We start from the raw sequence: 24,925 nt of genomic DNA on the forward strand, positions 1-24,925 counted from the left end.
GGGCAATGTCGGATCGGGCCGCCCGGCGCAGCCTTTTCAGGAATTTCGGCTGCAATTTAAAGCCACCGACACGATTTGTGGGAGGTCAAGCGCGATGTGTAGCAATGTTACAGAAAATGATGCGCTGCAGCATAAATCTTCGCCGGGTGCATTTTCAGCCTGAAGCATATACTGTAAATCGTCATTAAAGACTGTTTCTGGGTGGAGAGCAGGCATGACGAAATGGGTTTACACCTTCGGTGGGGGCAAGGCCGAGGGACGTGCGGGTGATCGTGAGCGCTTGGGTGGCAAGGGCGCCAACCTTGCCGAGATGTGCAACCTCGGCCTGCCGGTTCCGCCGGGCCTGACGATCATCACCGATGCCTGCAACAGCTTCTTCGACAATGACAGGCAGATGCCGGATGGCCTGCGCGACCAGGTGCGCGAGGGGATCAGCCGGATGGAAGAGGTGACCGGCCGCGTCTTCGGCGACACCTCCCGTCCGCTGCTGCTTTCGGTTCGCTCAGGCGCGCGCGCGTCCATGCCCGGCATGATGGACACGGTTCTCAACCTCGGTCTCAACGATCAGTCGGTACATGCGCTTGGCCATGACGCCGGTGATGCCCGTTTTGCCTGGGACAGCTATCGTCGCTTCATCCAGATGTATGGCGACGTCGTCATGGGCGTCGACCACGACGTCTTCGAGGAAATCCTCGAGGACGAGAAGGCGCGCCTCGGCCATGAGCAGGATACCGAGCTTTCGGCGGTGGAGTGGCAGAGCGTCATTGCCCGTTACAAGGAAGCGATCGAGGAAGCGCTGGGCGAACCCTTTCCGCAGGATCCGGAAGTGCAGCTCTGGGGCGCGATCGGCGCCGTGTTTTCGAGCTGGATGAACCCGCGGGCGATCACCTATCGCCACCTGCACGCCATCCCCGCCGCCTGGGGCACCGCCGTTAACGTCCAGGCGATGGTCTTCGGCAATCTCGGCAATTCGTCGGCGACTGGCGTTGCCTTCACCCGCAACCCCTCGACCGGCGAGAACGAGCTTTACGGCGAGTTTCTGGTCAATGCACAGGGCGAGGACGTCGTTGCCGGCATCCGCACGCCGCAGAACATTACCGAAGCGGCGCGCCTTGGCTCCGGCTCCGACAAGCCCTCGCTCGAAAAGCTGATGCCGGAAGCCTTCGCCGAGTTTCGCTCGATCTGCGATACGCTCGAACGCCACTATCGCGATATGCAGGATCTGGAATTCACCATCGAGCGCGGCACGCTCTGGATGCTGCAGACGCGCTCCGGCAAGCGCACCGCCAAGGCGGCGCTGAAGGTCGCGGTCGATATGGCGGAGGAGGGGCTGATCTCCGAACAGGAGGCCGTTGCCCGCATCGATCCCGCCTCGCTCGACCAGCTGCTGCACCCGACGATCGATCCACATGCGCGCCGCGACATCATCGGCTCGGGCCTTCCGGCCTCGCCGGGGGCTGCGACGGGCGAGATCGTCTTTACCTCGGAGGAAGCGGTGCAGGCCGACAAGGAAGGCCGCAAGGTCATCCTCGTCCGCGTCGAGACCAGCCCTGAAGATATCCACGGCATGCATGCCGCCGAAGGCATTCTGACGACCCGCGGCGGCATGACCAGCCACGCCGCCGTGGTTGCCCGCGGCATGGGTACCCCTTGCGTTTCCGGCGCCGGCAGCATTCGTGTCGACCTTCGCAACGAAACGCTGACCGCCGGAGGCGTGACGCTCAGGAAGGGCGACGTCATCACCATCGACGGCTCGTCCGGCCAGGTGCTGAAGGGCGCGATCGCCATGCTGCAACCGGAACTTTCCGGGGACTTCGGCAAGATCATGGCCTGGGCGGACGCCACCCGCCGGATGACCGTCAGGACCAACGCCGAAACGCCGGCGGACGCACGCGCCGCGCGCTCCTTCGGTGCGGAGGGCATCGGCCTCTGCCGCACGGAACACATGTTCTTCGAGGACGACCGCATCAATGTCATGCGCGAAATGATCCTCGCCGACGACGAAGAAGGTCGCCGTTCAGCGCTCGCCAAGCTTCTGCCGATGCAGCGCTCGGATTTCGCCGAGCTGTTCTCGATCATGCACGGCCTTCCGGTAACGATCCGCCTGCTCGACCCGCCTCTGCACGAGTTCCTGCCGAAGACCGACGAGGAGATCGCCGACGTTGCCGGCGCGCTCTCGCTCGATCCGTCGGAACTGCGCCAGCGCGTCGATGAACTGCACGAATTCAATCCGATGCTCGGCCACCGTGGTTGCCGGCTGGCCATCTCCTATCCGGAGATCGCCGAGATGCAGGCGCGTGCCATCTTCGAAGCCGCCGTTGAAGCGGCGCACGAGACCGGAGCGGCCGTCGTTCCCGAAATCATGGTGCCGCTTGTCGGCCTCAAGGCAGAGCTCGATTACGTCAAGGCGCGCATCGATGCGGTCGCCAAGGAGGTGATCGGTGAGGCGGGTATCGACATCGACTATCTCGTCGGTACCATGATCGAATTGCCGCGTGCAGCCCTGCGCGCCGGTGTGATTGCCGAAGCGGCCGACTTCTTCTCCTTCGGCACCAACGACCTGACGCAGACGACTTTCGGCATCTCGCGCGACGACGCCTCGCAGTTCCTGGCGACCTACCAGCAGAAGGGCATCATCGAGCAGGACCCCTTTGTCTCGCTCGATTTCGACGGCGTCGGCGAACTGATCCAGATCGCAGCCGAGCGTGGTCGTCGCACCAAGAACGGTCTGAAACTCGGCATCTGCGGCGAACACGGCGGGGATCCGGCCTCGATCCGCTTCTGCGAGGACGCCGGCCTCGACTACGTCTCCTGTTCACCCTTCCGCGTGCCGATCGCCCGGCTCGCCGCGGCCCAGGCCGCGATCAACGGCAAGGGGTAACGTCTATCGCCAACGCCGCCCAAGCGGCGTTGGCTCGGCATGATCCGCTTTACCTGGCCTGGACGATCACCGGTCGTGAGACGATGACCGGCCGGTCCCAGCCCCACATCATCATGTCGTTCTGGTAGCGGAATGCGCGCGATTCGGCGCGGCGGTCGAGTTCGATCCGCTGCAGGCAGGTGGCAAACGCATCGGTGCCGCGGCGGAAGCCGTAGGACGCGCAGGTGTTGCCGTCGGCGATGCGCCGTTCCTCCGGCGTCATCGTCTGGCATGCCGTCAAGAGAAGCGCGGCTGCGATAAGGATGGACAGTCGTTTCATCATGGTTCTCGCGCCTCCTGGGCGCAACCGGGTCGTGTGAGGCCGTACCGGTCTGCGTCTCGCCGTGAGCAATCGAGCGGCACACCACTCAACGCCTCGAATCACAATCAATATAGGGACTTGTATCGAGAATCGAAACGAACGATGCCAATTCTGTGCCATGTCGCGGTTGTAGGCGAGGGCACCTCACACCCGTCGTTGACGTGTGTGTGTGAGCCTGTTCCGGAGGGGTGTCGGGGTGTGATCCTGTGCGATGGTCCGATTGCGCGTAATCCGCTGCCAAAACGCATTCACGTCGCTCGCTGCCTCGCCCAGGGATGTGGTTGGAGTTGTCCCTGTGAGAGGCCTGCAGTGCTACATGCGTTCGAGCACGCCGACAAAGGATTCGGCGAAGCGCTCGAGGTCGCGCGTGGTGTCGCTCGGATGTTCGATACGGACGGCTCGGCCTTGTTCGTCGAGACAGGCAAACAGGATCGAAGCGTCGCCTCCGGCATCAGCCCAACGGAGCACGGCAATGCTGCGGCAGTCTTCGATCAGATCAGAAGCGGGCAGGGCAAACAGAAACTCACCGCCGACGTTGTCAGCAACCGTGCGGACGAAGCTGGTGAAATCGGCATTGTTGCCGGAGAAACCATCGAGGGAGAGTTCGAGCTCAAGGAGCCCCATGGGGATGCCGCCGTCTCCGGCCGGTAAGGCAGAGGGGGTGGCGATGGCCACGGCTGCTTGCGATGCGCCCATGTCGGTTCTCCGTCGATTGCCGAGCGCCCTCGTTAGATGTTGCGCGCTGGCCGTTGCCTCCGATTGAAACTCCGCGTGCCCTTTGAATCCCGGGCGCGCGGGCACATTCCCATGTGTTGATAGGTGGTTAACGAGAATGGCGATTTTGCGGCGAACTGTAAGGTAGGCCCGGAGCGCGGTGGCGGACTGCCGCATTGCCTGTTCCCTCGGCACGGGGCATGGTCTAAGAATGCGGTCTGTTTCGCGGCAGGGAATTGATTCAACTATATGATGGTCCGGTACGAGCGCCCCTATTCCTTTGCCGCCCACTGGGCGCGCCGCTTCGCCCGTGTCTCGTTCCTGCTTTTTGCGCTCTCGCTGCTGGCGCACCGCTTCGGTCCGCTGACGACACCGCATTTCTTCGCCCTTGTTGGCCTCGCCGGCGCCTTTGCGCTGTTGGGCGTGCTGTTTGCCGTCGTCGGGTTGGCGCGCTTGTGGCAGGTTGCGGCGATTGGTGGCCTGGCGTCTGCTGCGGCGCTTGTCTACGCCGCGCCGACGCTCGGCTTTATCGGCTATGGCGTCGTCCAATATCTGACCCGCCCGGAAATCTACGACGTCAGCACGGATACGGTGACGCCGCCGCCGTGGCTCAAGGTGCCGCAGGCGGAAGAGAGCTGGCTGAAGCGCAGGGCGGCGGTAACGCCTCAGGACCGTGAAGCGCAGATCCTCGCCTATCCGGCTCTGACCGGCCGGCGCTACGATGGCGCACTCGACCGCGTCTATCAGGGGGTGCGCAACGTCATCGAACAGAGCCGCGTCGGCATCACCGAAGAACTTGGTGTCGAGAACGCCCGCGCCGATCTGGAGGATCTGGCAGTAAGGCCGAATGCGGGCGCGGATACGAACGCCGAACCGGAAAATGTACCCGTTCCGGCGGCGCGCCCGGAGATGGCTCTCGAAGGCGCGATTGCAGGGCGCCGCGCCAGCGATGTCGTGCTGCAGGGCGAGTGGCGCACGCTGATCGCGGGTTTTCGTTTCGATGTATTGATCCGGCTGCGCGAAGAGGCGGAGACCACCTTCGTCGACCTGCGCGTCGCCTCGCGTTACGGGCCTCATGATCTCGGCATGGGCGCCGCCTTCGCCGATCAATTTCTGCGGGCGCTCGATGCCGAGCTGTTGGGCATTGCCGGCGACTGATCGGCGGAGTGCCCGCCAGAAAACGTCATTCGTCTACGAGGGCTTTGCGACCACCCAAGTCGGCTGTCGGCTCGCCCACTGGCCGTAGCCAGCCGCGATAACGCACGATCAGGCCGGTCAACGGGCTTGCGACCTCCACGTGGAAATGAAACAGGCCGTCACGATCCTCCTCGAACGTCCGGCCACCCGGCGCAAGCAGTAGAGGAAGCGGAAGGCCGAGGAAGGACCAGGCGCGAACCAAGAGATGCAGGCGGTTTTCGGCGGGCTCAAGCGCGCACAGGACACGGAACGGTCCGAAATCTTCCGCGAGCAGTGGTTCGTTCTGCCTCTCGGCCTTTCGTTGCGAGCTGCGCAGGACTTTCCCACCGAAGCGTCGGGTCCAGACTTCCCGACCATTGCTGCATGCAAAGTGGATTTCAACAGGGACGTCAGCGCCTGCACCGGGAAAGCCGAGCATGGAGGCGACGAGCCGAGCCCCTATCGAGCTGCCGCGCTCGATGACCGCACGTCCGCGAAAGGTGGCATGCCCCTCTGACAGGTGGTGCAGGGCGCGGATCGACGCGGGCAGGTGGTTCCATTGCCGGCCGAGGATCTGGCGGTAAAGGCTCTGTTTTTGGACCATGTCTTCAATCGTCATGCGATGAAGCGCCCACGCTCCTCAGGCGTCGGCACCATGCAGCTCTGGCGGCGGCCGGCGATGCGGTAGCGGTTTCTCGCCACGAGCTCATAGAGCGGATCGCGAAGGGCAGCGGGCAGGATCCGGCAGATGTTGGCGAGCGACCACGGCAGACCCAGCCGCGCAAGCGTGCGGATCGATCCGTCGGATTTGATGCGGGCGATGCCCTCCTCGATCAGCATGTTGCTCTCGAAATGGACGGTATCAAACCCGTAGTGCCGGTAGAGCGCCTGGCCAAGCGGCGACTGTGCTGTCAAATAGCGATATTGCGCCCGTCGGTCGTGGCGAAGCAGAAAGCGCACCCAGCCGGAACAGAAGATGCATTCGCCGTCGAAGACGATCACCGGCATGTCGTCGGCAAAGGCGGGCACGGAAGCATCATTGCGATAGCTGTAGGCCTTGCGCCGCATGATCAGCCCGCTCCGCCGGGCGCCAGCCGGTAGGCGCCGAGAAGCGAGGGCGGGCCATCGGTCTCGATCCGTCCCTGTTCGATCAGGTCTTCGAGATGGGCGAGCACCGAAAGTGCCGCCGCCCCATGCAGCCGCACGTCGGTGGACGCATAGATGACCTTGACCATGTCAGGGATATGGCTGTCGCCGGCGCGGATGCGTTCGAGCACGGCACGCTCGCGCATCTTGCGGTGGGCGCGCAGGCCGCGAAGGAAGGAGGCAGGCTCGATCACAGGTCCGCCATGGCCGGGCAGGTAGAGATGCTCGTCGCGGGAAAGCAGCTTTTCGAGCGAGGCCATGTAATCGGCCATGGCGCCATCGGGCGGCGCGACGATCGTCGTCGCCCAGGCCATGACGTGGTCGGCGGAAAAGAGAATGCCGGTGCCATCGAGCGCGAAGGCCATGTGGTTGGCCGTATGGCCGGGCGTCGTAAGCCCCGTCAGGCTCCAGCCGTCGCCCTCGATGCGCCCGCCGTCGGCAAGCCCGAGATCGGGGACGAACTCCATGTCGGAACTCTCGGCGAAAGGATTGCTCTCGCCCGCATGCAAGGGACGGGCGGAGCGATGCGGGCCTTCGCCGACGACCACCGCACCGGTGGCAGCCTTCAGCCGTCGCGCCAGCGGCGAGTGGTCGCGATGCGTGTGGCTGACGGCGATATGGGTGACCTCACGGCCGGCGAGCGCCGCCATCAGCGCCTGGAAATGCGCCTCGTCATCGGGGCCGGGATCGATGATGGCAACGGAACGTCTTCCGACGATATAGCTGTTGGTTCCGTGAAAGGTGAAGGGGCCGGGATTGTTGACCGTGATGCGCTGCACATCGTCCGCAACCGTCACGGCCTCGCCATGGGCCGGCTTGAAATCGAGATCGAAGTCCGGGCCCTGCATGCGTCTCTTCCTGGATTTCACTTGTATTCGATCTCGATGAACGACATCGGCTCTTTGCCGGCATTGACGACGTTGTGCGCCATGCCCGCCTCACGGCGGTAGGCGGCTCCCTTGGCGATATCGACCCGCCGGCTGCCCGCCTCTTCCTCGAGCAGGAACTGGCAGTCGGTCATCGGCACCACCACATAGCCGAGCCCGTGCACATGGTGACCGGTGTCGGCGCCGGGCTCGAAATCCCAACGGGTGATCCTGACGACCGTGTCGTCGACGAGTACGGTTGGAACGGCAGGGGGGCGGGCGCGAAACTGGCTCATGAAATTCTCCATCTTCCGGGACAATAGGAGGTGCGGTCAGCGAAGGGAAGGGTACATCCGGTACCAGCGGCGAGCGCCCTTCGGCGTCGTCGCCAACAAATCCGCCGAAAATTCAACTTAGTGCCAACTTAGTGATTGTGACGGGCGGCGAGCTTTGATAATCAGGCGCTCGATTTGGCGGACGTATTGTCCCGTCAATCTGTTGGGGCGTCGCCAAGCGGTAAGGCACCGGTTTTTGGTACCGGCATTCCCAGGTTCGAATCCTGGCGCCCCAGCCACATTTTTCCAGGCAGTTGATCCATTGGGCGGGCGATCGCGCGCGCCGGATTTGCATGCACTCTTGTCAAGTCATCTTGCAACTGACACGCTAGTTTCGTTGATTCCAACATGTGTGAGGGAGAAGATGGCTCACAAATTCGAAATCTACAAAGACAAGGCTGGCGAGTTCCGTGTTCGCTTCAAGTACAACAGCGAAGTGATGTTCTCGACCGAGGGCTACAAGACCAAGGCCAGCGCGCAGAACGCCATCGACTCGATCAAGAAGAACGGTCCCGACGCGCCCGTCGAGGACAACAGCGCCGGCTGAGTTCGACGCAACCTCCTAGAAAAAACCCGCCGATTTTCACCGGCGGGTTTTTTTGTTTGTTGGTTTAGCCTGCGGTTGCCGCCGGCTTGGTCTGGGCCGGGGCGCCGAGGAACTCTTCGCACCAGCTCGGGCCTTCGGCGCGCTTGCGGTCGCCGGCAATGTGGATCGAGCGGATGACGTAGTCGGACGAGACGGTCAGTTGCACCGCGCAGCTGAGATACTCGGTGCGCGCCGAGGAAATGCGCTTGCCGCGCTTGCCGTCCTTGGTGGTTTCGTACTGCGCCGGGATCTTGCGGGTCTTGTAGCCGCCCTTCCAGCTATAGACCGTGGAGCTGCCGCTTTCGACGTCGGAGATCGGCGGACCGTACTGGGCGAAGAAGCCGCCGGCCGGCTGGCCGAGCCAACGGGCTTCGACTGCGTTCCTGGAAATCCCCGTCCCGGTCGTCGTGCAGCCGGCGAGCACGAGCGCGAGGCCCGCCACCGTCATCATGCGGAAGTTCATGTTTCTGCCCCTTTGGCTCTCGTTCTGAAATCGGCATGGCACGGAAGCCCGTATCCCCTGGCTTTCCGCGCTTTCCGTTGAGCCTCTAGCGCCAAAAGAGACGAAAGGAAATGCACGCAGCGGTTCCTGTTCCAGGAAATTATGAAGCGTTGCAGAAAGTCCCTATCACGCGCATCTCCGGGGCGCCGTTGGTGCCGACCAGGACCATTTTGCGCCTACGTTTTCCACCGTCACGATTTTTTTGGAAAAGGCGCAATGTTTTTCGAGATAGGCGCTTGTGAAATCAAAATGCCTGTTCTATAGAGGCGCCGCTGGTCACGGAGTGTAGCGCAGTCTGGTAGCGCACCACGTTCGGGACGTGGGGGTCGCAAGTTCGAATCTTGCCACTCCGACCAGCCAAATCAACCGCTTAGCCGATCTTTCCCGAAATATGCGCCAAAGCGCGGATCGACTGCGGACTGCTTCAATCATCACTTCTATAATGCATTGGTAGCTTGCGCCGCGTGACGCTGTGGTCTTTTCGGATGGACGAGCGGATTACGTTCTTTTCCCACCGGCAAGAGTCGCCTGGCTCAATCGAAACGGCCTTGCACTGTTCGCGTGGGTCAGTTGAAAAGGCTTGAAACACTTTGCTCTCGGGCGGTTCGGGCAAGGGCCTCTCCGAGCAGCGGCGCGACGGTGACGCGGCGGATCTTGGCGGTCTGCCGTTGCGATTCGGTGTCTTGAATGGAATCGGTCAGCACCAGTTCCCTGAGGTTGCTGGCGCCAATACGCTCGCAAGCCCCCTCGGAAAGCACGCCGTGGGTGATGTATGCCGAGACCTCTCTGGCGCCCGCTTCCAGCAAGGCGTCAGCCGCATTGATCAAGGTTCCGCCGCTATCGATGATGTCGTCGATCAAGAGGCAGGTCTTCCCGAAGACGTCACCAATGATGTTCATGACCTCCGACACGCCGGCGCGGGGGCGCCTCTTGTCGACGATCGCAAGATCGGTGCCAATGCGCTTGGCGATGCCGCGAGCCCGCGCCACGCCGCCCACGTCAGGCGAAACGACCATGAGATTCCCGACGTCGTAGCGCTCTTTGATGTCGCGGGTCGTCACCGGCGCCGAATAAAGGTTGTCGGTCGGGATATCGAAAAAGCCCTGAATCTGGTCCGTATGCAGATCGAGCGTCATAACGCGGTTAACACCCGCGCCGGCGATCATGTTGGCGACCAGCTTCGCCGAAATCGGTGTGCGGCCGGTGGCGCGGCGGTCCTGACGGGCATAGCCGAAATAGGGGATGACGGCGGTGATCCGGCGCGCAGACGAACGGCGCAGCGCATCGGTCAGGATCAACAGTTCCATGAGGTTGCCGTCGGCAGGAGCACTGGTCGACTGGAGGATATAGACATCCTCGCCGCGCACGTTCTCGTGAAGTTGAACGTTGACTTCCTGGTCGGCGAAGCGCCCGACCGTACAGTCCGTGAGGGGAAGATTGAGATATCTGGCAATGGCTTCGGCAAGGGCGCGGTTGGAGTTACCGGTCACCAGCTTCATGAGCGCAATCCTGTTACAGGGAGCCTTTGAGGCAGCTTTAGAGCCTCGCCGGTGGATTCACAACCAGTGCTGCACATTTTTGTGACGCAACCGGTTTGGGTTGTTTGAGATGGCTATTCGCGACGCTGCACTCCGGTGCCTTAATGTCTGCGCAAATGCCGTTCGTCGCCGCTTAAAAGCCGTTGGTCGAATAGAGGTGTATTCGCAACGGGGTTGCTCTGTCGGCATGCGGGCGAAGCCTCTAGGTTCCCGCCATTCAATCACGGACGACGGGGAACGGGAATGTCGATCAAGCATCTATCCATTGCGACGGTACTGCTGGTGGCCGGCCATTCGGTGGCGGCGGCGCAGAGCTGCGAGAAGAATTTCAAGGCGAGCGGCGTTCCGCTGGTGACGCCTGTTTTCTATAAGACCTGGCAGGAGTTCCCGAAGCTGAAGCCCGAGACCGCTCTGCAGCGGATGGCGCGTGGCGTCGCGGCGGAAGGCTTTTCCGGGATCGAGATCAACAAGGCACTCGGAACCATCGAAGCTTACCAGGATACGGCAGGCTCCGGGCGGCTGCAGACATTGCGAGTCGTCGCCCGCAAGCGCGGTTCAGGCACGCGGGTTGATGCGATGTTTGATATTCAGGTGGGGCAGGTGGCCACCAAGCAGGTGGTGCAGGAAGGCCTTTGCAACATCATCCGGTCCGCGACCGAATAGGTGCCGCGCGCAGGTCTTTTACACGATTTGCGCGAGATTCTGCGGACAAACAACTATTATCTGCTCTGCCCACTTGACGCGGAAGCATGGTGTGCGAAGTCATTCGCCATGAAGAGAAGCACACCAGTGCATCCGCGTGTTTTCGGGTAAGAGATGACCTATTAATTTCATTGATACTTCCGTCGCATATTGCGCGACACCATGAGCGTGGCCCTCGCTTGGCGAGGGTCACGCCATTTCAAATGAAAGCAATCAAAGCGTCTACCGGTATGTGCGGTCGAGCGAGATCTTGCTTTTGGCCTGGACACTGCATGCGGCCCTGTGGCTGCGCGTTGCATTGCTGAAATTGACTTTAAATGATTGTTGCATGCTCGATCGACAGGCGCTTCGCGGAACTCGCGGGTGTCATGCTTTACTCGCTCGAAAAGAACGGTGGCATTCCAGATGCGCAGGTCTTTATCCTGGGTGACGGGCTGCGGGCGTCCGACAAGGAAATGCTGCAAGCCTGTGCCAAACGGAAGCTGTGCTTCATCGATGTCGAAGGCGACATTCTCTCAAAAATCTCAGGCCTGAAGACGACGAGCTACTGGAGCCGCGCTACCTACGCTCGACTGTATCTGCCGGAATTGCTAGCCGACCGGCACGACCGTCTGCTCTACCTGGATGCTGACACGCTGATCAAAAAGAGCCTGGCACCACTGGCCGATCTGTCGTTTGAAGGCAGGGCCGTTGCAGCCGTTCCCTATGATGACCCGACGCGTTTCAATCCGTCGTTCGGCCGAGAGGCGAACACACCCTACTTCAACGCGGGAGTCCTGCTGGTCGATATCGATGCCTGGAACGCGCAGGACTATACCGCTCGCATTGCCAGGCTGCTTCAGGCGCGTTCGTTCGACTTCTTGGATCAGGACGTACTGAACCTTACGACCGAAGGGAGTTTCGTTCATCTCCCCGGCCACTGGAATGCGCAGAAGGGGTGGGAAGACTATTCTCAAGCTTCCATCGTGCACTTCACTCACGCCAAGCCGAACACGAAAGAATGCGAGCACCCGGAGAAGGCGACGTTTCTGGAGTACCGGAAACAAACGCCCTGGCGTTCGGCGCGACTAATCACAAATCGCGACCGGCGCATTCGCACGCTGCTGCTATCGATCAGAAAGAAGTGGCAGTGGCTCTCGGCGTTTGCTCGGTAGCTGCGCTTGACTTGTGTAGCGGCAGTGCGGCGCGGGCCGCATAGCACCGCCGCCAGCCATGCGCTCGGTCAGCCCCGCTTTTCCAGGCCGTTCAGCACGGATTGCGCGGCGGCCTGCGCCTCCAGCATCGACGTGAAGTTGCCTTGGGCGGGGTAGGTGACGCCGCGGAACTTGATGACGAAGCACCATTTGCCGTTGATGCGTTTCTCGACCTTTACGGTGGTTTCCGGTTGCTTGTCGGTGCTCACCCTGTCGTCTCCCTGATTCGGCATTCTTGCGCCAAGGCCGCCCAGATACGCCGAGGAGAGCGGTTCTGTCCACCGCAGGGTGCGCGACCGTCGATGCAAATGTTCCGGGCGAGGGGGTGAAGGCGAACGTCGCGTCCGCTTTCATTCGTCCATGGTCAGGCGGACTGTCCCACGGCGTTCGGAAACGGTGAAACAGCCCTATCGATCCTCATGATCGACGCGCCAAGTTACGAATGCGGCGTTGGATTGATAGTCGTGATCGCGCGAGGCTTGCGCCATGGTGAAGCGATTACCAGCGTTGTTTCATTTTGACGCAACGCCTCTCCGGCTCGATAACGCCGCAACGGAACCTTGACCTCGGCGATCGCGGCGCTGACGCAGGCCGTTTATTGTTCACATGGAAACGACGTGTTCGCAGATTGGTGTCTTATCAGTGTGAACAATCGGGGCGATATTTCCATCAACACTTGTTTTTGCCCGAGAGGCTCAGATGTTGAAGGAACCAATTTTTACCTTTCGCGAGATCGCCATTTGGTCCGCTATTCTTGGCAGCGTCGTCGGCTACCAGCTTTGGCAGCACGCCGATCCTGCGCCGCTGACGATCACTCTTCCTGCGATCGAGCAGCAGCTTTGATGGATGCCTGCGGAGTTGCGCCTCCGGCAAGCTGTCGAAATGCGTCCACGGCGATCACCACTGGTTCTCAGCCGTCCATGCAAAATAAAAAGGGGCCGCTCCGGCCCCTTTTTGCTGCGTGTGATGTCGCTCACCCGTCGATGTCGTCGATGATCTCCACGGCCCTGCCGGCGGAGACGCGGCGGACTTCGGCTTCCTCGCGGCGACCGGCGAAAAGTTCGGTCGCCATCAGCTGGTCGGCAAGGTCGGCCGGCAGCGAGAGGATGACGCGGGCGTCTTCCGTGTGGATGCCGCCGAGCGCCGAGCGCTTGGCGGTGATCATGCCGCCCGCCACCGTGTTGTTGGTGTCCGGATCGATCAGGATGAACGCGCCGGTGGTGCGGTTCTGCTCGTAGGTGTCGAAGATCGCCTGCTCGTCGAAGGCAAGATGCACCTTGCCGATGGCGTTCATCGGCAGCTGATCGGCCTGGTTCCACTTACCGGTCTGGAGGTCAAGCTGGCTTGCCGGCTGCACCTGGACGCGCTGGCGTCGGCTGCCACTCTTCAGCCAGTAGCGCTTGCCGGGCTGGATGCCTTCGGCCTGCAGCGCGACGAGCTGGGCGTCGAAGGAAAGACCAGTCAGCGGCTGGCTGTCGATCGCGACGATCATGTCGCCGCGCGAGACGTCCACCTGGCGGTCGAGCACGAGCGTGATCGCGTCGCCGGCGACCGCTGCGTTGCGCACGAGATCGAAGGTGACGATCTTGGTGACGTTGGCAACCATGCCCGAGGGCAGGATGACAACACTGTCGCCGGGCTTCACCGAGCCGCCGGCAACCGTGCCCTGATAGCCGCGGAAGCTTTCGCCGGGCCGCGAGACGCGCTGCACCGGCAGGCGGAAACCAACGGTCTGGGCCGAACGAGTGGTTGCCAGCTCCAGTACCTCGATCAGCGTCGGGCCGTCATACCAGGGCATCGAGGCGCGGCCGTCATAGACGACGTTCTCGCCCTTTAGCGCCGAGACCGGGATGGCGATGACCTGGCGCACGCCAAGCGACAGCGCCAGCTCGCGGAACTCGTGGCTGATCTCTTCGAAACGGGCGCGGTCGTAGTCGGTGAGGTCGATCTTGTTGACCGCCAGCACGAATTGCTTGATGCCCATCAGCGTCGCGATCGTCGCATGCCGGCGGGTCTGTTCGAGCAGTCCGACGCGTGCGTCGACGAGCAGCACGGCGAGATCGGCGGTCGAGGCGCCGGTCGCCATGTTGCGGGTATATTGCTCATGACCGGGCGTGTCGGCGACGATGAACGAGCGCTTGTCGGTCGAGAAGTAGCGATAGGCGACATCAATGGTGATGCCCTGTTCGCGCTCGGCCTGCAGCCCGTCGAGCAGCAGCGCGAAATCGGGAAGGCCAAGATCGTTCTGCTTGCCTTTGGAATCGCGCTGAAGCGTCGCTGCCTGGTCTTCCTTGACCGCCTTGGTGTCCCAGAGCAGGCGGCCGATCAGTGTCGACTTGCCGTCGTCGACCGAGCCGCAGGTGATGAGCCGAAGGGGACGGCTGTCACGGGTGGCGCGCGCCGGCTCCTGCGCCGGGAAAGCGAGAACTTCGCCAGCTGCAACGTGCTCGACGGCATTCGCGGTTGCGGGTGCGGTCATCAGAAATATCCTTCGCGCTTCTTCTTTTCCATCGAGCCGGATTGGTCACGGTCGATGGCGCGGCCCTGGCGTTCGGAAACGGTCGCGGTTTCGAGTTCGGAGATGATGTCGTCGAGCGTCGTCGCGGTCGAACGGATGGCGCCGGTCAGCGGGAAGCAGCCGAGCGTGCGGAAGCGGATGACTTCTTCGCGCTTGGTCTCGCCAAGCAAAAGTTCGAGGCGCGGGTCTTCGGCAAGGATCATCATGCCGTCGCGTTCGACGATCGGGCGCTTTTCAGCAAAGTAGAGCGGCACGATCGGAATGTCTTCGGCCTGGATGTAGCGCCAGATATCGACCTCGGTCCAGTTGGACAGCGGGAAGGCGCGCACGCTCTCGCCCTTGCGGATCATGCCGTTGTAGACGTTCCAGAGTTCCGGACGCTGGTTGCGCGGGTCCCAGCGGTGGTCGGGCGTGCGGAAGGAGTAGATGCGCTCCTTGGCGCGGCTCGCCTCTTCGTCGCGACGCGCGCCGCCGAAGGCAGCATCGAACTGGCCGGCGTCGAGCGCCTGGCGCAGCGCCTCGGTCTTCATGATGTCCGTATAGAGCGCCGAGCCGTGGGTGAACGGCGTGACGTTCTCGGCGGCACCGCGCGGATTGACGTGCTCGATCAGGTCAAGGTCGTAGCGCTCGACGATCTCGTTGCGGAACGCGATCATCTCGGCGAATTTCCAGCCGGTGTTGACGTGCAGCAGCGGGAACGGAACGCGGCCGGGATAGAAGGCCTTGCGTGCCAGATGCAAGAGAACCGAGGAATCCTTGCCGATCGAATAAAGCATGACCGGGCGCTCGAACTCGGCGGCCACTTCGCGGAAGATGTGGATCGCTTCGTTTTCCAGCGCCTTCAGATGCGGATCGAGCGGCGGCTTGGCACTCTGCGGATTATGCAGTTCCGTTTCCGGATGGATGTGGGGCATTTCAGTCTCCGGGAGGATTTGTCTTCGGATGAGCGCACCAGCCTCAGGCGGCGCTGCTCGAATTGGGGATGATGGAGCTTGCGGCGGCCTCGGGAACATGCAGACCACATTCGCGCTTCTCGTCGTTCTCCCACCACCAGCGGCCGGCGCGCTCGGGCTCGCCGGGCTTGATGGCGCGGGTGCAGGGCTCACAGCCGATCGACGGATAGCCGCGGGCGTGCAGCGGGTTGACCGGAACGGCGTGCGTGTCGACGTAGCTGTTGATGGTCTCGATGTCCCAGTCGGCCAGCGGATTGATCTTGATCAGGCCGCGTTCGGCATCTGCCTCGGCAAAGGGCGTGGAGGCACGGTTGCCCGACTGGCCGCGGCGCAGCCCGGTAACCCAGAAGCTTGCTCCTTCGAGTGCGCGCGCAAGCGGCTTCAGCTTGCGCACGTCGCAACAGGCATGTCGCGCTTCGACGCTTTCATAGAAACCGTTGAGACCGTAGCGCGCCGCATAGGCGTCGATGTCGGCCTTTTCCGGATGGTAGCGCTTGATCAGGATGTCGTAGGCTTCTTCTGTCTTGTCGATCAGCGCCGCGGTCTCATCGAAGAGACGACCGGTCTGAAGCGTGACGACATCGACGGCAAGCTTGTTCTTGCCGATCGCGGCGGTAATCACCTGATCCTCGATGCCGAGCGAGGTCGTGAAGACTGCCCGCCCTTCAAGGCTTGCAACGAGCGCCAGCCGCCCGGCGAGATCCAGGCTTTCGAGCCTCTCGTTCAGTGCCTTGGCGGTGGTTTCGAGGGATGACGTGGTCATGGCTGCGTCCTGTTCCAACTTGGGCGGAATATCGCAGCCGAACAGGACAATGGACAGAAATAGCGGTTTCTAATGCTGTTTGTTTGGAGCAAATCTGCCTCTCAGATCGAAAAGCAGCGAAAAACCGAATATAGACTAGTAATTTACTAGATTTAATACTGTATGTGGCAAAAGCTAGAGACGCGAACTCTGCGGCTCGCGTCTCCTTGTTTTGCGGCCGAAGCCTGATCGTCAGAACTCCGCCCAGCCGTCCTCCTGTGGTCGCGCGCCGCCGCGATAAGCGCCGGCGAGCTTGCGGGTCAACGCACGTGCGGGCGAGGGGGCTGCACTTTCCGTGGCACCACTTGCCACGAGGCGTGGTCCTGCCGAAGAGCCGATGCCGGTCCTGAAGCGCATCAGGAGGTCGTTGAGCGCGCCGGCCTCGCGGGCAAGGCTGTGGCTGGCGGCGGTCGATTGCTCCACCATCGCCGCATTCTGCTGCGTGCCCTGGTCGATGGCATTCACCGCCGTATTGATCTGCTGGATGCCGGCTGCCTGTTCGCGGGCGCTTTCGACGATCGCCGTCACGTGGTTGCTGATCTCCTTGACCTCGACGATGATGCTTTCGAGTGCCGCGCCGGTCTCTCGCACCAGGGTGACGCCGGATTTGACCTGCTGGCCGGATGTGGCGATCAGCACCTTGATCTCCTTGGCGGCTTGCGCCGAGCGCTGGGCAAGCTCGCGCACTTCCTGGGCGACGACGGCAAAACCCTTGCCCGCCTCACCGGCGCGGGCCGCCTCGACGCCGGCGTTGAGCGCCAGCAGGTTCGTCTGGAAGGCGATGTCGTCGATCACGCCGATGATGCTGGAGATCTCCCGCGACGACGCTTCGATGCCGCTCATGGCGGTGACGGCATTGCCGACGATTTCGCCGGATTTCTCCGCAGCACCTCGGGTGCGGGTGACGAGCGTGCCCGCCTCTTCCGCGCGCCGGCTGGCATCGGCGACGGTGGTGGCGATCTGGTCGAGTGCCGCTGCTGTTTCCTCGACCGAGGCGGCCTGTTGTTCCGTGCGCTTGGAGAGGTCGCCGGCGGCGGAGCGGATTTCGCTGGCGCCGGCATTGATGCTGCGAGCGTTCTCCCCGACCGAGCGCAGTGCCTCTTCGAGGTTGGTGACCGAGCTGTTGAAGTTGGTTCGCAGCGCGTCGAGCCGTTCGGCAAGCGGCGTGTCGATGCGGAAGGTCAGATCACCTTCGGCAAGGCGATCGAGACCAAAGCCGAGCGCGCTGACTGCCGCCTGGACCTCGGCCGCCTCTTTCGCCTTCTGCGCTTCGCGCTGTTCGCGCTCGCGTTCCGACAGCGAACGACCGGCTTCGGCCTCTTGCTCCAGCCGCTCGCGTTCCAGCGCATTGTCTCGGAAGACGGCGACAGCGCCGGCCATCTGGCCGATTTCGTCGCGGCGACCTTCGCCGAAGATCAATGCCTTGAGATTGCCGGCGGCAAGCTGGCGCATGGCTTCGCGCAGGCTTGTCAGCGGGCGCAGCAGGCCGGCAATGACGAACCAGACGGTCGCGCCAAGCATGAGCAGGGCGAAGCCTGCAATCACGCTTTGCCAGAGTGTCAGGTTGTCCTTCTCGGCATTCGCCGCTTCGAGCTCGCTGTTGGCTTCGGAAAGCTGCAGCTTGATCAGGTCGCTGATCGGCGCGGCGAGGGGGTCGACGGATGAGTAGAGCCTGGTATCGATGAAACGTTCGAGTTCGGCCTTGTCCCGACGCTGCATGATCTGCACGAGATCGCGGATCGACGCATCACTTGCGACGCGCGCCTTGTCGAAAATCTCGGTAAGCGTCTTCTCCTCGGGCGTAAGCCACGTGGCCTCATAGGTGCGCCAGCGCGTATCGATGGTCGAAAGCGCCGTGTCGATCGCTTTCGCGCCGGCAGCCCAGTCCAGAGCGCCGCTGCGAACCTTATGGCTCGTGTCGACGATTTCGACCGCATACGTGTCGGACACCGTCTTCAAGTGATCGACCGGCAGAAGCCGGTCGGCGACGATCGATTCGGTGCGTTTGGAGATGGAAGTCATCGCACTGAACGCCGTGACGATCATGACCAGCATGGCGACGGCGAGCAGGGACAAGCACACGAGCAGGCGTGCTTTGATTGTCATGAATAACGCTCCTCGGTTGCCCGCAAGGCAAATCATCCTCGGCCGATCGCCGCGGACAGGCCGCAAAGGCATCGGTAAGCAAGCTCGCCTTGGCAGGGGAGTGATGTCGATGATGGGATGGAGCACGCGATCTCACGCGGCGAAACTGCCGTCATGGCACATTCGCCCAGCGTTCACTCCGTCTCATCTAGACATAACAACCGGAGATTAAGAATGGCTAAATTCTAAGCTGTTGCTTAAGGTTCGCGCAACCCAAGATAATCGCAACCACAGGCGGTGTGCGGGTGCGATGCTCAAGAAGTGTTGAAGACCGCGTCCTTTCGCAATCTGCTCTTCGGGTTCAAGCTGCCACCTCTCCGAAACAGGCGAAGGAGCAGGGACATGTTGAATGCCGTTTCACGCCGTGGCGTTGTCGCAATCATCCTGACGGGGCTTCTGGTTACCGGCGCCTATGCCCATCACGGATGGTCCTGGGCCGAGGCCGACCAGATCGAGCTCAAGGGCATCATCCGCGAGATCTCGATGGCGCCGCCGCACCCGACCTTACAGGTGGAGGCGTCCGCGGATGGCATGTGGCACGTCGAACTCGGCAATCCCCGCCAGACGGAGCGCTCAGGCTTTGTCGAGGGCTCAGCCAAGGCCGGTGACGAGATCATCGTTCTCGGCAACCGTTCGCTCGACCCGAACGAAAAGCGCATGAAGGCGGTGCGCATCACGGTCGCCGGCAAGACCTATGACATCTATCCGGAACGCATCCGGGCCGGTGGATGAGCGGCGCGGAACTCGTCGAGTGGATCGCCGGCTGGCCGGTGGGCGCGGCGCTCAGACGCTCGGCGATCCTCTATCTCGTGGTCAACGCGGCTCATATTCTCGCGATCGGCCTGCTCATCGGCGCGATCGTACCGCTTGATCTGAGGCTGCTCGGGCTTGTCCGTGATGCGCCCGTCGCGGTGCTTGGACCCTTTCTGGCGCAAGCGGCTGCGATCGGCCTGGCGATGGCGATCGTCACCGGCTTTTGCCTCTTCAGCGTCAGGCCTTCGGCCTATCTCGCCAATCCGGCGTTTCTGACCAAGCTCGCACTACTGGCAATCGGAACGCTCAATGCACTGTCGGTCCGCGTGGGTACGGCCTGGTCGGTCGCGCGCGCAGGTGGAGCCGTTGCGTTGCGCCTGCGTGCGCAGGCGCTTGCCTCCTTGGTCACATGGCTGGGTGCTCTGCTCGCCGGCCGCTGGATCGGCTTTCTCTGACGCTGATCCTATCGCTCGCCTGCCGTTCTCCACGCGGGAAGGGCAGGCTCCTGTTCGACCGTTCTTCCTCGCACGAACTGCAGCGTTGTCTCGGCCACGCGTTGGCCGAGATGACTTGCCGTCTCAAGATCGGATGGTGGCGGCGCCAGATCGGCGCCCTGGTCGACATAGGACTGAGCGCCGGCGCCCAGCCAGAAGCCAAGCCGGTTGAGATCGTCAGGTGATCCTTTGGTCGAGTGGTTGGCCGGTGGTAGGTCGAGGTTGATCCAGTGCATGCCATGCTGGGCAGCAAAGAGAGCAAGTTGCATCAGCGTCGCGAGTTTATCGCCCGAGGCGGTTCCCGAGTTGGTGAAACCGGCAGCAAACTTGTTTTTCCAAAGGTAGCCTTTGGCCATCACGGCACTGGAACTCGCTTCCTGAAATGACTTGAACGCGGCTGACTGGCCTCCGACATAGGTCGGCGTGCCGAAAATGATCGCCTCGGCCGAGCGGAGATCGTTCCACCGTGCCGGTGCATCCTCAACAGCTAGGAGCAGACCTTGTGCGCCGTCGACGCGCTCGATACCGGCTTTAACAGCCTGGGCCTGGCGTGCCGTGTGCCCGTATCCGCTGTGGTAGATGACGGCTATGCATATGTTGCTCATGGTTTGGTCTCCTATGGTTTGGCGTTGGGCCTGCCGCACGCGTAGAGGCGCGCGCGATCGGCGCGTGGCAGGTTGAGATTGGGTGGGCAGGGGCGATCAGCAGAGCTGTCGGCTCTGGTGCCTGTGTGCGGGAGCGCGATCGTAGGGCGCGGTCACCTGTCGCTCAGTGAACGGCAGGAGCACCGAGATATGTCAGCATTTCCGGGAGGTGTTTTAGCTTGTCCGGATTGCGCGTGACATAGATGGCGGTGATCCGATCCCGCTCGATCTCGATCGCGGTGGTCTGCAGGACCCCGTCTTCGATGGTGATAAAACCAGGCAGCCCATTGATGAATTCGTAACGCACGAGCCGCGACATCGCCCGGGCAAAGATCAGCCTCAGCGAGGCGTGCAGCATTATCACCTCGTCTATTCCGACGATCGGCCGTCTTGGCGCCACTGTCTTGCCGCCGCCGTCCGCATAGACGATCGCGCCGGTCGCAAGCAGCGAACGAAGCTTGTGCAAATCGCCGCCACGGGAAGCGGCAAAGAAGGCGGCGGCGATTTCCATGCCCTGTTCCCGTGGCATCGCAAATCGCGGGCGGGTCTCGCGGACATTGACACGGGCACGGCTGGCCAGTTGACGGCAGGTTGCTGCCTTGCGGCCGAGCGTCTCGCCGATTTCATCGAAGCTGACACCGAAGACGTCGTGCAGCAGGAAGGCCGCTCGTTCCAGCGGCGACAGGCGTTCCAGTGCAATCATCAGAGGCAGGGTAATGTCGTCTAGTTCGTCGCACTGCTCGACGACCGGTTCCGGCAGCCATGGCCCGAGGTAGGTTTCGCGCCGCCGCCGTGCCGACTTCAACTGGTTGAGGCAAAGGCGTGTCACGATCCGGCCCAGAAACGCCGATGGTTCTTTGACGGCCGCACGGTCGGCGTTCAGCCAGCGCAGGAATGCTTCCTGTACGACATCTTCGGCTTCGCTGACGGAGCCCAGCATGCGATAGGCGATGCGGATCAGTCGCGGGCGTACCGCGCCGAAGGTCGTTCTGACGTCTTCGTCGGTCATCCCGGCCATCACGCGCCCCGCTGCGATATGGCGCGGCCGGCCACGAAATGGCTTGCGCGCACAAGGGGCCATGATGGCATCACCGCTGCGGCAGTCCCATGCGGATCGGGCTTCGCTGTCATCTTCGTCTCCTTCATCTCAAGCACTCGAGAAGGCAAGACAAGATAACACCGGCGAATGTGACATGCGGCTGTCGGTCGCCGGCAAAAAAGTTCGCCTTGCGGCAAACTATCTGTCGCTGACCTGCCAGCGCGGATTGATCCACGGTTCCTGGTTCGATCTGGCGAGGGGCTGCTTGCCGAGAATGTGGTCGGCCGCCTTCTCGCCGGTCATGATCGACGGGCTGTTCAAGTTGCCGTAGGTCACGTGTGGGAAGATCGAGCTGTCGGCGACACGAAGGCCTTCGACACCAATGACGCGGGTCTCCGGATCGACCACCGCCATCGGGTCGTCCTTGGCACCCATCCGGCAGGTGCCGCAGGGGTGGTAGGCGCTTTCCAGATGCTCGCGCAGGAACGCGTCGATCTGTTCGTCCGACTGGACTTTCTCGCCCGGCTGGATCTCCGGACCGCGATAGTGGTCGAAGGCTTTCTGGCCGAAGATCTCGCGGGTGAGGCGCACGCAGTGGCGGAACTTCTCCCAGTCCTCCGGGTGGCTCATATAGTTGAAGCGGATGACGGGGTCGGCCATCGGATCGGAGGAGCGCAGCGTGACGTTGCCGCGCGACTTCGAGAGGTTGTAGCCGACATGCACCTGGAAGCCGTGGGTGTTGGCGGCCGCCTTGCCGTCGTAGCTGATCGCCACCGGCAGGAAGTGGTACTGGATATCTGGCTGCTTGACGCCGGGGGCCGAGCGCAGGAAGGCGCAGGCCTCGAACTGGTTGGAGATGCCGAGGCCCTTCTTGAAGAACAGCCACTGCGCGCCGGCAACGCCCTGCCAGAACCAGGGCAGCCAGGAATAGAGCGACACGGGCTTGGTCGAAATCTGCTGGAAATAGAACTCCATATGGTCCTGCAGGTTTGCGCCGACGCCTGGTCGGTCAACCTTCACCTCGATGCCCATGTCCTTCAGGTGCTCGGCCGGGCCGATGCCCGAGAGCATCAAGAGCTTCGGCGAATTGAACGAGGAGGCCGAGACGACGACCTCACGGTTGGCCTTGACGACCTCGATCTTGCCGCCACGCTCGATCTCGACCCCGGTCGCCCGGCCGTTCTCGATGATGATCCGACGGGCGAAGCAACGCACGAGCGATACGTTCTGCCGCTTCATCGCCGGCTTCAGATAGGCGTTTGCCGCCGACCAGCGCCGGCCCTGCCAGACGGTCTGCTCCATCAGCCCGAAGCCTTCCTGCTTCGAGCCGTTATAGTCATCGGTGAGTTCGAAGCCGGCTTGCTGGCCGGCCTCGATAAAGGCATGGAACAGCGGATTGTGGACCGGGCCGCGTTTAACGTGCAGCGGTCCGTCGGTTCCGCGCCAGCCGGCTTCGCCGCCGTGGCTGTTTTCCATGCGCTTGAAATAGGGCAGCACATCCGCATAGGCCCAGCCGCGCGCGCCGAGTTCTTCCCAGCGGTTGAAGTCTTCCGCATGGCCGCGCACATAGACGAGACCGTTGATCGAAGAGGAACCGCCGATCACCTTGCCGCGCGGCGCGGTGATGCGGCGGTTGTTGAGGTTCGGCTCAGGCTCAGACAGATAGCCCCAGTTATAGCGCTTCATGCTCATCGGCCAGGCAAGCGCTGCCGGCATCTGGATGAACGGCCCCGCATCCGTTCCGCCATATTCCAGCACCAGGACGGTATTCTTGCCGTCTTCTGAGAGGCGATAGGCGAGCGCCGAGCCGGCGGAGCCGGAGCCGATGATGATGTAATCTGCCTGCATAAGCGTCGTCTTTCTTTTAATCGTTGCCCCTCGGCATGCCTCTCATCCGCAGTGACGGGATGCGCCGCTCATACGCACGGTGAGGGATCCGCCCCTCATCCGGCTGCCGCCACCTTCTCCCCGCAGGCGGGGAGAAGGAAAACGCGGATATGTCTTGCTCCCTCTCTGACGTCCTTATGCGTTGCCGCGTGTGGTCTGGCGAGCAGGCCTCGTCCCCTCTCCCCGCGAGCGGGGGAGGGCTAGGGGGAGCGGCAAATCAACAATCTCAATACGGCGCCTGCACCGGCCCCATGCCGACATAGACGGTCTTCAGCTCACTATAATGGTTGAGCGCCGCGACCGAATTCTCGCGGCCGAAGCCGGATTGCTTGGAGCCGCCGAAGGGGATTTCCACCGGGCAGAGATTGTAGGTGTTGATCCACAGCGTACCGGCCTCCAGCTGGTCGACGACGCGGTGGGCGCGGGTAATGTCGGCGGTGAAGACGCCGGCCGAAAGGCCGAATTCGGTGGCATTGGCGCGGGCGATCACCTCGGCCTCGTCGTCGAAGTCGAGCACGCACATGACAGGCCCGAAGATTTCCTCGCGCGCGATCGTCATGCCGTCGGTGACGTCGGCAAAGACCGTCGGCTGGATATAGGTGCCTTCACTGTTCACGGCGTTCGGGATGCCGCCACCGGTCACCAGTCGCGCACCTTCGGCCTTGCCCTTCTCGATATAGGAAAAGACCTTGTCGCGCTGTGGCGCCGAGACCATCGGCCCGAGCTGCGTTGCCTCGTCCATCGGGTCGCCGATGACGATCGCCTCGGTGCGGGCTTTGAGCCGCGTCAGGAACTGTTCCTTGATACCCTTGTGCACGAAGACGCGGGTGCCGTTCGAGCAGACCTGGCCGGTCGAATAGAAGTTGCCGAGCATGGCGCCGCCGATGGCGCTTTCGAGGTCGGCATCGTCGAAGACGATCAGCGGCGACTTGCCGCCGAGTTCCATCGTGACGTGCTTGAGTTCGGCGGCGGCCGCCCCTGCCACCTTCTTGCCGGTCGGGACCGAGCCTGTCAGCGATACCTTGGCGACGTCGGGATGGTTGACGAGCAGGGGCCCGGTGGTGCGATCGCCCTGGATGACATTGTAGAGGCCCTTCGGCAGGCCGGCTTCGACGAGAATTTCGGCGATCTTCAGGGCGCCGAGCGGCGTGTTTTCCGAGGGCTTGAAGACCATGGCGTTGCCGGCGGCAAGCGCCGGTGCGCCCTTCCAGCAGGCGATCTGCTGCGGATAGTTCCAGGCGCCGATGCCGACGCATACGCCGAGCGGCACGCGCTTGGTGTAGGCGAAGTCGCCACCGAGCGGGATGTAGTCGCCATTGAGGGCGGTGGCGATGACGCCGCCGAAGAACTCGAAACTGTCGGCGCCGGAGGTCGGATCCGCGACGATCGTCTCCTGGATCGGCTTGCCGGTGTCGAGCGTTTCGAGCTCGGAGAGCTCGCGGTTGCGCTCGCGCATGATCTCGGCGGCGCGCTTAAGGACCCGGCCGCGCGCCGTCGGGCTCATAGCCGCCCATTCCGGCTGGGCGCGCTTGGCAGCGGCAATCGCCTTTTCGACGATCGCCGGCGTTGCCGCATGCAGCCGGGCGATCACTTCGCCGGTCGCCGGGTAGATGCTCTCGATGACAGTGCCTTCGATGTCCTCGACATATTCGCCGTCGATGAAATGCGAGGCTTGCGGTTGGGCTTTCAT

General features: G+C 62.6%; 25 protein-coding genes and 2 tRNA genes. 10 read left to right on the forward strand and 17 right to left on the reverse strand.

Going from position 1 to position 24,925, the window contains the following annotated elements:
- The first annotated feature begins 214 nt into the window (after nt 1-214).
- On the forward strand, nt 215-2,881 hold the full coding sequence (ppdK, locus tag IB279_RS04815; RefSeq protein WP_034801313.1) for a pyruvate, phosphate dikinase: 2,667 nt from the start codon (nt 215-217) through the stop codon (nt 2,879-2,881).
- A gap of 49 nt (nt 2,882-2,930) precedes the next feature.
- Here the strand turns inward: ppdK and IB279_RS04820 are convergent, their stop codons facing one another.
- Both IB279_RS04820 and IB279_RS04825 read right to left on the reverse strand, forming a co-directional pair.
- Complete coding sequence (locus tag IB279_RS04820) at nt 2,931-3,203, reverse strand: hypothetical protein (protein ID WP_034801317.1); 273 nt, start codon at nt 3,201-3,203, stop codon at nt 2,931-2,933.
- A 351-nt stretch (nt 3,204-3,554) separates the two neighbouring features.
- Nucleotides 3,555-3,938, reverse strand: coding sequence for a hypothetical protein (locus tag IB279_RS04825; RefSeq protein WP_113187056.1), 384 nt, complete (start codon nt 3,936-3,938; stop codon nt 3,555-3,557).
- A gap of 267 nt (nt 3,939-4,205) precedes the next feature.
- Between IB279_RS04825 and IB279_RS04830 the strand changes: the two genes are divergently transcribed.
- Nucleotides 4,206-5,114, forward strand: coding sequence for a DUF1499 domain-containing protein (locus IB279_RS04830; protein WP_113187057.1), 909 nt, complete (start codon nt 4,206-4,208; stop codon nt 5,112-5,114).
- A gap of 25 nt (nt 5,115-5,139) precedes the next feature.
- Here IB279_RS04830 and IB279_RS04835 read toward each other — a convergent pair whose 3' ends face one another.
- The 4 genes from IB279_RS04835 to IB279_RS04850 are packed head-to-tail and all read right to left on the reverse strand — an operon-like array spanning nt 5,140 to nt 7,440.
- Nucleotides 5,140-5,751 (reverse strand): DUF4166 domain-containing protein, encoded by a 612-nt coding sequence (locus IB279_RS04835; RefSeq protein WP_113187058.1) that lies wholly within the window; start codon nt 5,749-5,751, stop codon nt 5,140-5,142.
- The gene (locus IB279_RS04840) at nt 5,748-6,200 is read right to left on the reverse strand and encodes a thiol-disulfide oxidoreductase DCC family protein (RefSeq protein WP_113187059.1); all 453 of its coding nucleotides are present in this window, start codon (nt 6,198-6,200) and stop codon (nt 5,748-5,750) included. The genes IB279_RS04835 and IB279_RS04840 overlap by 4 nt, the downstream gene beginning before the upstream one ends.
- Nucleotides 6,201-6,202: 2 nt before the next feature.
- Entirely contained in the window at nt 6,203-7,126 is a 924-nt protein-coding gene (locus IB279_RS04845) for an MBL fold metallo-hydrolase (RefSeq protein ID WP_113187060.1), read from the reverse strand.
- Between the two features lie 17 nt (nt 7,127-7,143).
- Nucleotides 7,144-7,440 (reverse strand): cupin domain-containing protein, encoded by a 297-nt coding sequence (locus IB279_RS04850; protein WP_034801330.1) that lies wholly within the window; start codon nt 7,438-7,440, stop codon nt 7,144-7,146.
- A 203-nt stretch (nt 7,441-7,643) separates the two neighbouring features.
- On the opposite strand from IB279_RS04850, the gene IB279_RS04855 reads away from it, so the two are divergent.
- Nucleotides 7,644-7,718 (forward strand) — tRNA-Gln (locus IB279_RS04855).
- 125 nt (nt 7,719-7,843) lie between these two features.
- The gene (locus IB279_RS04860) at nt 7,844-8,026 is read left to right on the forward strand and encodes a YegP family protein (protein ID WP_034801332.1); all 183 of its coding nucleotides are present in this window, start codon (nt 7,844-7,846) and stop codon (nt 8,024-8,026) included.
- Nucleotides 8,027-8,090: 64 nt separating this feature from the next.
- On the opposite strand, the gene IB279_RS04865 is transcribed toward IB279_RS04860, so the two are convergent.
- Complete coding sequence (locus tag IB279_RS04865) at nt 8,091-8,528, reverse strand: hypothetical protein (RefSeq protein ID WP_034801335.1); 438 nt, start codon at nt 8,526-8,528, stop codon at nt 8,091-8,093.
- Between the two features lie 318 nt (nt 8,529-8,846).
- Here IB279_RS04865 and IB279_RS04870 point away from each other — a divergent pair.
- Nucleotides 8,847-8,923, forward strand: a tRNA-Pro gene (locus IB279_RS04870).
- A gap of 210 nt (nt 8,924-9,133) precedes the next feature.
- On the opposite strand, the gene IB279_RS04875 is transcribed toward IB279_RS04870, so the two are convergent.
- On the reverse strand, nt 9,134-10,066 hold the full coding sequence (locus IB279_RS04875) for a ribose-phosphate pyrophosphokinase (protein WP_113187061.1): 933 nt from the start codon (nt 10,064-10,066) through the stop codon (nt 9,134-9,136).
- 288 nt (nt 10,067-10,354) lie between these two features.
- Between IB279_RS04875 and IB279_RS04880 the strand changes: the two genes are divergently transcribed.
- Nucleotides 10,355-10,768 carry a hypothetical protein gene (locus IB279_RS04880; protein ID WP_034789415.1) on the forward strand — a complete coding sequence of 138 codons (414 nt, stop codon included), beginning with the start codon at nt 10,355-10,357 and terminating at the stop codon, nt 10,766-10,768.
- Between the two features lie 356 nt (nt 10,769-11,124).
- Nucleotides 11,125-11,961, forward strand: a complete 837-nt coding sequence (locus tag IB279_RS04885; RefSeq protein WP_192339108.1) for a glycosyltransferase family 8 protein — start codon at nt 11,125-11,127, stop codon at nt 11,959-11,961.
- 68 nt (nt 11,962-12,029) lie between these two features.
- On the opposite strand, the gene IB279_RS04890 is transcribed toward IB279_RS04885, so the two are convergent.
- On the reverse strand, nt 12,030-12,209 hold the full coding sequence (locus IB279_RS04890; RefSeq protein ID WP_034789185.1) for a hypothetical protein: 180 nt from the start codon (nt 12,207-12,209) through the stop codon (nt 12,030-12,032).
- A 490-nt stretch (nt 12,210-12,699) separates the two neighbouring features.
- Here IB279_RS04890 and IB279_RS04895 point away from each other — a divergent pair, with 490 nt between their 5' ends.
- Nucleotides 12,700-12,843, forward strand: a complete 144-nt coding sequence (locus tag IB279_RS04895; protein WP_089045238.1) for a hypothetical protein — start codon at nt 12,700-12,702, stop codon at nt 12,841-12,843.
- A 130-nt stretch (nt 12,844-12,973) separates the two neighbouring features.
- Here IB279_RS04895 and cysN read toward each other — a convergent pair whose 3' ends face one another.
- From cysN to IB279_RS04915, 4 genes are all read right to left on the reverse strand, one after another.
- Nucleotides 12,974-14,479 (reverse strand): sulfate adenylyltransferase subunit CysN, encoded by a 1,506-nt coding sequence (gene cysN / locus IB279_RS04900; protein ID WP_034789186.1) that lies wholly within the window; start codon nt 14,477-14,479, stop codon nt 12,974-12,976.
- Nucleotides 14,479-15,432 (reverse strand): sulfate adenylyltransferase subunit CysD, encoded by a 954-nt coding sequence (gene cysD / locus IB279_RS04905; RefSeq protein ID WP_192339109.1) that lies wholly within the window; start codon nt 15,430-15,432, stop codon nt 14,479-14,481. Before cysD ends, cysN begins: the two co-directional genes overlap by 1 nt.
- 43 nt (nt 15,433-15,475) lie before the next feature.
- Nucleotides 15,476-16,234, reverse strand: a complete 759-nt coding sequence (locus tag IB279_RS04910; RefSeq protein WP_113187090.1) for a phosphoadenylyl-sulfate reductase — start codon at nt 16,232-16,234, stop codon at nt 15,476-15,478.
- A gap of 231 nt (nt 16,235-16,465) precedes the next feature.
- Nucleotides 16,466-18,379, reverse strand: a complete 1,914-nt coding sequence (locus IB279_RS04915) for a methyl-accepting chemotaxis protein (RefSeq protein WP_113187063.1) — start codon at nt 18,377-18,379, stop codon at nt 16,466-16,468.
- 381 nt (nt 18,380-18,760) lie between these two features.
- Between IB279_RS04915 and IB279_RS04920 the strand changes: the two genes are divergently transcribed.
- Nucleotides 18,761-19,150, forward strand: a complete 390-nt coding sequence (locus IB279_RS04920; RefSeq protein WP_113187064.1) for a DUF6152 family protein — start codon at nt 18,761-18,763, stop codon at nt 19,148-19,150.
- Nucleotides 19,147-19,626, forward strand: coding sequence for a DUF6644 family protein (locus tag IB279_RS04925; RefSeq protein WP_113187065.1), 480 nt, complete (start codon nt 19,147-19,149; stop codon nt 19,624-19,626). The genes IB279_RS04920 and IB279_RS04925 overlap by 4 nt, the downstream gene beginning before the upstream one ends.
- Nucleotides 19,627-19,634: 8 nt before the next feature.
- On the opposite strand, the gene IB279_RS04930 is transcribed toward IB279_RS04925, so the two are convergent.
- The 4 genes from IB279_RS04930 to betB all read right to left on the reverse strand — a co-directional run bounded on the left by IB279_RS04930 (nt 19,635) and on the right by betB (nt 24,925).
- Entirely contained in the window at nt 19,635-20,270 is a 636-nt protein-coding gene (locus IB279_RS04930) for a flavodoxin family protein (protein ID WP_113187066.1), read from the reverse strand.
- A gap of 163 nt (nt 20,271-20,433) precedes the next feature.
- On the reverse strand, nt 20,434-21,327 hold the full coding sequence (locus tag IB279_RS04935; RefSeq protein WP_113187067.1) for a sigma-70 family RNA polymerase sigma factor: 894 nt from the start codon (nt 21,325-21,327) through the stop codon (nt 20,434-20,436).
- 219 nt (nt 21,328-21,546) lie between these two features.
- Nucleotides 21,547-23,196, reverse strand: coding sequence for a choline dehydrogenase (gene betA / locus IB279_RS04940; RefSeq protein ID WP_060603925.1), 1,650 nt, complete (start codon nt 23,194-23,196; stop codon nt 21,547-21,549).
- Nucleotides 23,197-23,461: 265 nt separating this feature from the next.
- Entirely contained in the window at nt 23,462-24,925 is a 1,464-nt protein-coding gene (gene betB, locus IB279_RS04945; RefSeq protein ID WP_060584210.1) for a betaine-aldehyde dehydrogenase, read from the reverse strand.

The sequence above is a fragment of the Ensifer sp. ENS06 genome (assembly GCF_014852205.1).
In the GTDB taxonomy this organism is placed as follows: domain Bacteria; phylum Pseudomonadota; class Alphaproteobacteria; order Rhizobiales; family Rhizobiaceae; genus Ensifer; species Ensifer adhaerens.